This window comes from Pseudomonas juntendi (assembly GCF_009932375.1).
Taxonomy (GTDB): Bacteria; Pseudomonadota; Gammaproteobacteria; order Pseudomonadales; family Pseudomonadaceae; genus Aquipseudomonas; species Aquipseudomonas juntendi.
Map to the genome: position 1 here is coordinate 1 of NZ_BLJG01000010.1, position 1,886 is coordinate 1,886.

General features: G+C 59.7%; 1 protein-coding gene. It reads right to left on the reverse strand.

The annotated features are described in order from the left end of the window. Nucleotides 1–31 precede the first annotated feature (31 nt). Nucleotides 32–1,453, reverse strand: a complete 1,422-nt coding sequence (gene ltrA / locus GYA94_RS01615) for a group II intron reverse transcriptase/maturase (RefSeq protein WP_161891684.1) — start codon at nucleotides 1,451–1,453, stop codon at nucleotides 32–34. Nucleotides 1,454–1,886 lie beyond the last annotated feature (433 nt).

A 1,886-nucleotide genomic window follows, 5' to 3' on the forward strand; every position in this document is an offset into this window, starting at 1 on the left:
CCACCGTGCGTACGGCTCCGTACACGGCGGTTCAAGCTATGCGGCTAAGCCGGTTGATCGTATCCAGTATCGAGACCAGCCCGAGTCGATCCCATAGTTTCTTCGGCAGCGCCTGATTCATATGTGACGCCCCGGAGTTCCACCATGGGCCCCGGCCGTTGGAGGCTGATTTGCAGGCTCGCTCCTCGCTAAGACCCAAACGCATCAGGTTGTGAGCCCTCGTGGAGGGCTGCTTCCATTGGCGCCAGATGGCACAGCGAAGTTTATGCCTGAGCCAGCTATCCAGTTCTTCGAGCGGCCGCTTGCTTTGGCTGAGCTGAAAGTAGCCTGCCCAACCTCGCAGCACAGGGTTTATCCACTCGATGACGTTAGCCATCTTGCGACCCCGCGCACCGCGCAGCAATTCTCTCAGCCGGTCACGCATGCGACCTAAACTCGTCGTCGCCACACGCAGCCTCGGCTGCAGGTGACGGCTCATTCCATAGCCCAAGTAGTCACACTTCCAGGCCCTTGCAACGCGGCTCTTCTTTCGATTCACCATTAGTTTCAGGCGCTGCTTCAAGAAGCGCTCGACACTGTCCATCACTCGTTCGCCAGCACGAGGACTGCGCACATAGATGTTCGCATCATCGGCATAGCGTACGAAGCGATGGCCACGTCGCTCCAACTCGCGGTCGAGTTCATCGAGCAGGATATTCGACAGCAATGGCGAAAGTGGGCCGCCTTGCGGCGTCCCCTCCCGCCGCTGGCTGACGACTCCGCCCGACATGATCCCAGCCTCAAGGTAGCGGCGGACTAGCCTGAGCACTCTCTTATCTTCAACCCGGCGCTGCAAGCAGGCCATCAAGATGTCGTGGTTGACCCGATCAAAGAACTTCTCAAGATCAAGCTCCACGCACCAGCGATGCCCCGCCGCCACATGGGAGCGGGCCATTTCAACAGCTTGGTGAGCGCTTTTGCCCGGACGAAAGCCGTAGCTGTAGTCCGAAAACAGCGGATCGAAGAGTGGCGTGAGCTGTTGCTGCAAAGCTTGCTGGATCAGACGATCCACGACGCTGGGGATTCCCAGTTGCCGTGTGCCGCCCTGCGGCTTGGGGATTTCAACCGCCCGCACTGCTTGGGGATGGTATTCACCGGCCAGCAACCTGGCTTTGAGCGTTGACCAATACTGTTTCACATAGCCAGCCAAGTCAGCGACCGTCATGCCATCGGCACCCGGCGCCCCCTTGTTGCTGACTACGCGCTTATACGCACGCCTGAGATTGGCCGGTGCAAGCACCCGCTCCATCAGCGTGTCCGGCTCCGCGTTCGTCCACGCCACTGACGCCGTCGATACCTTTGCACTGTCATGCATCACCCTCGGCTTCTGGCCGGGACTCGGGATGACAGTTTCCGCTGTGGGAAATTTCTGCATTACGGCTACCAACGAGACAGTGACGCCTACTGGCGGCATAACTTGTTCGGCCCTTGGTGACGCGGTTAACCGCCACTTACTACGGCCTCGGCTGACTTCTGCACGCTCATCCCGTCGCCTCTCGACGCTCGGTAGCACAGTGGCAAACGTGCAGACCTCCCAGGGTAATTCGCGTGACCTTCCTGCTTATGCCTGTCGGATCTACGCCACAGCGTTCCGTGCAAGTATTGGGCTTTGGCGATTGTTGCCGCCTAACCCCGCTGCGCCGCCTCATCCGCTTCCTGTTCGTCAGACCAGCATTTTGCCTCGGGCTTCCTTCAGATTCGCAGTCGCCCGCGACACCCTTGCCTCTGGCTAACACTTCCCCTTGCCGGGTGTGTAGAGGACTTTCACCTCCAAGTCACCCGCTCGGCTACCACAACCAAACGGGTTGCGCTAACGCGCAACGCGCCATGCCTGGCGCACAACAAAA